Genomic DNA, 6,882 nt, shown 5'->3' with positions numbered 1-6,882 from the left:
CCGCCGCCACAGCGCCAGGCCGCCGCCGCGGCCCCGGGCCGCAAGCCAGTCGGACTCGGCCGCGATCAGGGCGAAGAAGGGCTGGCGCCGCGGATCACCGCCTTCCGGCAGGGGGCGGCTCCACAGCGGCCGGAAGCCTCCGTTGGCCTCCAACCAGCCAAGCTCCAACAGGTTGAAGCTGAAGCGGAGCAGAGGCCGTTTGCCCACCAAGGCACCCTGGCCGCTGAAGCGCAGCTCCAATCGCCCCAGGCGCACCGCATTGGTGAGGTGAAGGGTTGATGAATCCACCGAGACAGACGCAGGTGAAGGCGCAGGAAGGGGCACCGTGGTGGTCGTTGGCGCAGACGTCGCACTGCGAATCTCCAGCCGTGCCCCCAGCAGCTGCAGCAGGGGACTGGCCACCCGATCCGGGGTCTGCCGACCCTTGCGCCAGACGCTCTGCAGACACCAGCAGGCCTCGAGCTGCGGCGCGCCGATACCGCTGCCCTGGCGGCGACAGCGGCGTTCCAGCTCCTCCAGGGTGACCCCATCAGGCAGACCCGAAGGATCAGGAGCGGAAAGGGAATCCAAAGGCTTCGTCGCGGCGGCGATCACCCCTGCAGTGAACGACATCCATGCCCCAAGGGCCCTCCCTGCTGCGTCGCCATCCTGGCGAGCCCTGCCGCCATCCGATGATCTCAGAGCTGGATGGCCTCAGAGCTGCCTGGTGAGCCATGCTGAACCGGTCGGCCTGGGCGGTTGCCCCACTGGACCGGCGCCGGTGCCACCGATGAGATCCACCCCCACTCCCGTCCCCGGGGCCTCGTCGTCGGACGAGGTTCAACCTCAACAGGTTCAACCACAAGAGGTTCAGACCCCTCTGCCTGGGTTGCCCCTGCATCTGAAGAGTGCGGGCAATGCGCTCACCCAACGGCTGGAGCAATTGCACCAACAGCTCCTGGATCTGGTGCCGACCATTGATCGGATCGCCTGTGCTCTCTACGACCCAGGCACCGATCTGCTGAAGACGTTCATCAACAGCACCCGCAGCGGCGCAGCGATCGCAGCCTATGAATTCCCCCTGGGCGGCAGCAGATCCCTGAGCGAGTTAGTCCGAACCCGGCGGCACCGCGTGATCGACGACATCCCCAGCACAATCCAAGCCGGCAACCAGCATTCCAAATGGTTACTGGAGCAAGACTATCGATCCTCGTTAACACTTCCACTGTTTGACAATGACAATTTCATCGGCTTCCTCTTCTACGACTCTTGCCAGGCGGCTGCATTCACGCCGGAAGTACAGCGCAATCTCTCCTTATTCTCGAAGCTGATCAATATGACGATCTCCCAGGAGATCGGTGTGGTCCGCTCATTACTCGCTTCCGCCAGCGTGGCCAGGGATTTTGCCCAGCTGCGTGATTTCGAGACCGGCACCCATCTCGAACGCATGGCGCACTACTGCCGCCTGATTGCCAAGGGCGTCGCCCCGCAGTTCAGCCTGAGCGATGAGTTCGTTGAGCATGTCTTCCTGTTCGCCCCCCTGCACGACATCGGCAAGATCGGCATCCCAGACAGCATCCTGCTCAAGCCCGGACGTCTTGATGCTGCCGAAAGGGAGGTGATGAAGACCCATGTGAACAAGGGTGTCGCGATCCTTGAACGCATCATCGGACAGTTCGCCCTGGAGGAACTGGCCGATTCGATCGTGATGCGCAACATCGTGGCCGGCCATCACGAGCGCCTCGACGGATCGGGCTATCCCGCTGGCCTCAGGGCTGATGAGATTCCGATCGAGGCGCGCATCGTGGCCGTGGCCGATGTCCTCGATGCCCTCACCAGCGTGCGGCCCTACAAACAGCCCTGGTCGGTGGAGCAAGCCCTGACCGAACTCGAGCGGTTGGTCAGCGAGGGCAGCCTGGATCCCGACTGTGTCGCGGTGGTGCGCAGCCAGAGCGACCAGGTGGAGGCCATCCGTCACCGCTTCGCTGAGACCTGAGTCGGCGCCGGGTCTGAGCGGCGGCGCCGGGCCCAGCACAATGGCGCCAGTTCCTGGTGATGCGGCCGTGAAGATCCTGGTGATGGGCGGAACCCGGTTCGTGGGCAAGCCCCTCGTGGAGCAGCTGATCGCCTCCGGCCATGCACTCACCCTGTTCACCCGCGGCAGGAATGCGGTGCCTGCCGGGGTGGAGCACCTGGTGGGTGACCGCACCGACCCGGCCAGCCTGGACCAGCTGCGGGGGCGCCGTTTCGAGGTGATCGTCGACAGTTCCGGCCGCACGCTCAGCGATTCCAGCGCCGTGATCGAGCGCACCGGTGCGCCAGGCCAACGCTTCGTCTATGTGAGCTCCGCCGGCGTCTACGCCGACAGCGCCCAGTGGCCCCTCGACGAGGAATCCCCCACCGATCCGGCCAGCCGTCACGCCGGCAAAGCCGACACCGAAGCCTGGTTGCGACAGCAGGGCATCCCCTTCACCAGCTTCCGGCCCACCTACATCGTGGGTCCCGGCAACTACAACCCCGTCGAGAGCTGGTTCTTTGATCGGATCGTGCACGATCGGCCGGTGCCGCTGCCCGGCGATGGCAGCACCATCACCCAGCTGGGCCACGTCAACGACCTGGCCGCTGCCATGGCGCGCTGCATCGAGGTGGAGGCGGCCACCAACCGCATCTACAACTGCACGGGGGCCAAGGGCGTCACCTTCACCGGACTGGTGGAGACGGCCGCCCGCGCCTGCGGCAAGGATCCCGCCGCCGTGCCGATCCGCAGCTTCGATCCCGCCGGTCTCGATCCCAAGGCGCGCAAGGCCTTTCCGCTGCGCCTCAACCATTTCCTCACCGACATCCACCGGGTCTGCTCCGAACTGGCCTGGAGCCCCGCCCACGACCTGGATCAGTGCCTCCGCGACAGCTTCGTGAACGATTACGCCCTGCGGATGCCCACCAGCCCCGATTTCAGTTCTGACGAGCGGCTGCTGGCCGGCTGACCAGGTAGCCCAGGGCTGAACTGAGGGCCAGGAGCAGGGAGGGCCAGAACAGCCACCAGCCCAGCTGCCGCAGCACAAGGGGCAACCCCGGCGAGGCGACCCCAGCCAGGCTCCACGTCTCGGGCCAGAGCAGCAGCAGCAGAGCGGCGAACTGCAGGATCGTCTTGGCCTTGCCGGAGGCCGAGGCGGGTCCACCGCTGCTCTGGCCGGCCCGCCAGCCGGAGATCAACAGCTCGCGGGCCAGCAGCAGCCACACGGCCCAGAGCGGCAGGGTTCCGGCGGCCCCCAGCCAGAGCAGGGGGGCGCTGATCAGGATCTTGTCGGTGAGGGGATCGAGGCGGGCCCCCCACACCGACCCGCCGCCGGCCCGACGGGCCAGGGCACCATCGGCCGCATCGCTGAGGCCCCCCAGCAGCAGCAGGATCCAGGCCAGCCCCTGCCAGCCGGCCGCCAGGGCCAGCAGCAGGGGCAGCCCCAGCAGGGCCCGCAGCACGGTGAGGGCATCGGCAGCGCGCCGGAGGGAGGCCATGGCAGGGGGCATGTGGCGTAAGGCCGATCCTGAACCCTCCCCGCCGCAGAATGGCCGCAGTTCGTTCTGGTCGCCGTGGTGCAACAGCCGGTCTCCGCAGTGATGTCCGCGCCGGTGTTGAGCGTGGGCCCCGACACCCCCCTGCAGGATGCGGTGCAGCTGATGTGCCAGCACCACATCAGCGCCCTCGCGGTGGTGGGCAGCGCCGGCGAGCTGGTGGGTGAGCTCACCGAGCAGGACCTGATGGTGCGCGAGAGCGGTTTCGATGCCGGGCCCTATGTGATGTTGCTCGATGCGGTGATCTACCTGCGCAATCCCCTGCAATGGGACAAACAGGTGCATCAGGTGCTCGGCAGCACCGTGGGGGAGGTGATGGGCCGCCATCCCCACCATTGCCCCGCCGATCTGGGCCTGCCCGCCGCGGCACGGCAACTGCATGAGAGCAGCACCCAACGGCTGTTCGTGCTCGATGCCGACCAGCGGCCGGTGGGAGTGCTCACCCGTGGCGACGTGGTGCGGGCCCTGGCGGCGGTGGAGTGAGCGTTGGCGGAACCACGGTCCCTTCGGCCACGAGCCAGAGCTGCTCACCCTGGGGACGGGGATGACCGCCCGTCAACTGCCCGAAGGAGGGAAGAGCCAGCCGCTGGCCCTGGGGGTCGTAGGCGAAGCAGGGCAAGCGCAGGCGATCGCCACGCCGGCCCAGCAGCGCCACCGGATGCAGATGACCGCAGAGGTTGAGCCGTCCCGACCGCGGATCGGGTTCGTGGCTGAGCCAAAGGGCGCCTGCCGCCTGGGCGGGCTCCTGGGGCAGCCCATCGATCCAACTGCCCCGTTCGTGGTTGCCGCCGATCAGCTGCAGGGGGCAGCCCAGCAGCTGCGGCAGGGCGGCCAGCTTCTGGCGCAACTCGGCGGTGAGCCCAAGGCGGCTGTGGATCAGATCCCCCAGCACCACCACCCGGCGGGGCCGCCAGCGGTGGGCCAGGGCCAGCAGGACGTTGAGGGTGGCGCCATCACCATCGCTGGGCAGCGGGATGCCATGGGCCTGGAAGGTCTCGGCCTTTCCGAGGTGCAGATCCGCCACCAGCAGCAGGCCCTGCCGCGGATCCCACACCGCCTTGTCCCCCAGGAACAGCAGCTGGTGCTGGCCCCACTGAAAGACGGTCATCCGCGTACATCCCTCCACCGCAGCAGGGCCATCCCACCCCGAATCGGGCCATGCTGATGGTTCCCAAGGTTTCTTCGCGTGTCTTCGCCGTCTCCCGCCACGGCCGACAGCACCGCCTGCCTGCTGAAACTGGCGCCCTTCGTGCAGGGCCGGGTGCGGCGCGGCATCGTCGGCAGCAGCCGCTACGCCCAGCGCCTTCGCGACGACATCCGCAAGGCGGCGGCCGATCCCCTGGCGCCGCCCGTCCTGATCAGCGGCGAACCGGGCCTTGAAAAGGACAACATCGCGGCCCTGATCCATTTCGGATCGCGCCGTCGCACCCAGCTGCTGGTGCGCTTCAACGGCGCCCTGCTGCGGCCCGATGGCTCGGATCTGTTCGGTCCTGCCAGTGGCCAGGGGGAGGGCAGCGTGCTCGATTGCCTGGGGGACGGGTCCCTGCTGATCGACCAGGTGGATCTGGTCGACCCGCAGCTGCTGCCGGCCCTGCTCGAACTGGCCCGCACGGGCAACTGGCGGGGGCCGAGCGAATCGGCGCCCGTGCACCACTTCAGCGGCCGGGTGTTCTTCACCGCCGAGGCGCCGGTGCCGGGCTTCGAGGGCCTCGGGGCCCAGATCCGGGTTCCGCCCCTGCGGGTGCGGCGCAAGGACCTGGGTGAATGGCTGCGCTACGGCGTGCGGCAGCGGACCCGCAAGCTTGGTTGGAAGCAGCCACCGGAGGTCTCCGAAACGGTGGTGAAGCGGCTGCAGACCTACGACTTCCCCAACAACCTGCGCGAACTCGATGGCCTGATCGCCCGGGCCCTGCGCCAGTGCAGTGCCCAGCAACCGGCCGAATTACCGGAAGATGTGTTCTGGACCGGCCCCAGCCATCGTTATCAGGGTCTGCGCTTCGACCTCTGGCGCTGGAAGCCGAGGCTGCGTGACCTGATGCGATCCCCACGGCTCTGGAACGGCCTGTTGTTCGGCCTGGTCAGCTGGGTGTTCGTGCTGGTCAACCTCTGGCTGTGGCTGGGCCCCCAGGACCGGGCCAGCAACGGCGGGCTCAACCTGTTCTGGGCCTGGTGGTGGCCCCTGATCCTGCTGGGTTACCCCCTGGTGGGCCGGCTCTGGTGCTCCTTCTGCCCCTTCATGGTCTGGGGCGAGATCGTGCAGCGGCTGGGGCGTCGCCTCGGCCTGAAGCCGCGCCCCTGGCCTCGCGGCGACACGGATCGCTGGGGGGCACCGGTTCTGGCGGCCGGCTTTGCCGCGATCCTGCTCTGGGAGGACCTGGCCGACCTGCCCAATACGGCCTGGCTGAGCAGCTGCCTGCTGTTGTTGATCACCGCCGGCGCGGTGGTCTGCTCGCTGCTGTTCGAGAAACGCTTCTGGTGCCGCTACCTCTGCCCGGTGGGAGGCATGAACGGCCTGTTCGCCAAGCTCTCGATCCTGGAACTGCGCGCCCAGGTGGGCACCTGCAGCGGCAGCTGCAGCACCTACGCCTGCTTCAAGGGCGGCCCCGCCGAAGGCGAGGGGATGGCCACCGGCGGCTGCCCAGTGGGCACCCATCCGGCCCACCTGGCTGACAACCGCAATTGCGTGCTCTGCCTCACCTGCGCCCAGGCCTGCCCGCACCGCTCTGTGCAGCTGCGCCTGCGCCCCCCCGCCGCAGACATCCAGCGCAGCATGGCGCCACCGGCCGGTGAGACCGGCCTGATCCTGGTGCTGGCGGGTGGCGTGACCCTCACCTACTGGTCGAAGCTGCTGGGCTGGCTGCCGCTGGCGCCCCTGTCGCTGCAGAGCGGCCCGCTGCTGCCCCGGCTGGCCTTCGCGAGCCTGGCCCTGGCCCTGCCTGCCGCCGCCTTCCTGGCCACGCGTTGGCTGGCCGTGCCGCTGCGGCGCCAGCGGGTGCTCTACGGCCTGCTACCCCTGCTCTGGGCGTTGCTGCTGGCCCGCTACCTGCCGCTGGGCATGGTCGAGGCCGGCCAGCTGCTGCCGGTGAGCCTGACGCCGCTGGCGCCGGATCTGGCGGCAACCCTGCCAGGCTGGAGTGCAGATCCGCACGTGATCACCTTCTGCCAGAGCCTGGTGGTGCTGGTGGGGGTGGTGGGGTCGTGGGTGCTGCAGCGCCGCCTGCGCCAGGCAGACCGCTGGCGCTGGCTTCTGGGTCCACTGCTGGTGCTGGGCCTCGGTGCGGGCGGTCGCTGGTTGGTGGCTTTGCCCTGAACCCGGTCCTGCCTTTGCGGAAC

At 68.5% G+C, this 6,882-nt stretch carries 7 protein-coding genes; 4 read left to right on the top strand and 3 right to left on the bottom strand.

The window, feature by feature from the left end; genetic code table 11:
* Nucleotides 1-612 (bottom strand): hypothetical protein (locus VB777_RS02465; RefSeq protein ID WP_323246883.1); only part of this gene is annotated, 612 nt, incomplete at its 3' end.
* 256 nt (nucleotides 613-868) lie between these two features.
* Here VB777_RS02465 and VB777_RS02460 point away from each other — a divergent pair.
* The gene (locus VB777_RS02460; RefSeq protein WP_197156119.1) at nucleotides 869-1,975 is read left to right on the top strand and encodes an HD-GYP domain-containing protein; all 1,107 of its coding nucleotides are present in this window, start codon (nucleotides 869-871) and stop codon (nucleotides 1,973-1,975) included.
* 40 nt (nucleotides 1,976-2,015) lie between these two features.
* Complete coding sequence (locus VB777_RS02455; protein ID WP_416238296.1) at nucleotides 2,016-2,963, top strand: NAD-dependent epimerase/dehydratase family protein; 948 nt, start codon at nucleotides 2,016-2,018, stop codon at nucleotides 2,961-2,963.
* Here the strand turns inward: VB777_RS02455 and VB777_RS02450 are convergent.
* Nucleotides 2,932-3,492, bottom strand: a complete 561-nt coding sequence (locus tag VB777_RS02450) for a CDP-alcohol phosphatidyltransferase family protein (protein WP_231597938.1) — start codon at nucleotides 3,490-3,492, stop codon at nucleotides 2,932-2,934. The two genes, VB777_RS02455 and VB777_RS02450, sit on opposite strands and share 32 nt — an antisense overlap.
* 102 nt (nucleotides 3,493-3,594) lie before the next feature.
* Here VB777_RS02450 and VB777_RS02445 point away from each other — a divergent pair, with 102 nt between their 5' ends.
* A complete protein-coding gene (locus VB777_RS02445; RefSeq protein ID WP_322758812.1) occupies nucleotides 3,595-4,032 on the top strand; it encodes a CBS domain-containing protein in 438 nt (145 codons plus the stop codon).
* Here VB777_RS02445 and pdeM read toward each other — a convergent pair.
* On the bottom strand, nucleotides 3,989-4,657 hold the full coding sequence (pdeM, locus tag VB777_RS02440; protein ID WP_323246877.1) for a ligase-associated DNA damage response endonuclease PdeM: 669 nt from the start codon (nucleotides 4,655-4,657) through the stop codon (nucleotides 3,989-3,991). The genes VB777_RS02445 and pdeM overlap by 44 nt on opposite strands.
* Before the next feature lie 78 nt (nucleotides 4,658-4,735).
* On the opposite strand from pdeM, the gene VB777_RS02435 reads away from it, so the two are divergent.
* Entirely contained in the window at nucleotides 4,736-6,859 is a 2,124-nt protein-coding gene (locus VB777_RS02435; RefSeq protein ID WP_323246875.1) for a 4Fe-4S binding protein, read from the top strand.
* Nucleotides 6,860-6,882 lie beyond the last annotated feature (23 nt).

It is taken from the genome of Synechococcus sp. CCY9202, assembly GCF_034931685.1.
In the GTDB taxonomy this organism is placed as follows: domain Bacteria; phylum Cyanobacteriota; class Cyanobacteriia; order PCC-6307; family Cyanobiaceae; genus CBW1002.
The sequence above is the reverse complement of the archived record's forward strand: the minus strand, read 5'-3'. Positions and strand labels throughout refer to the sequence as shown.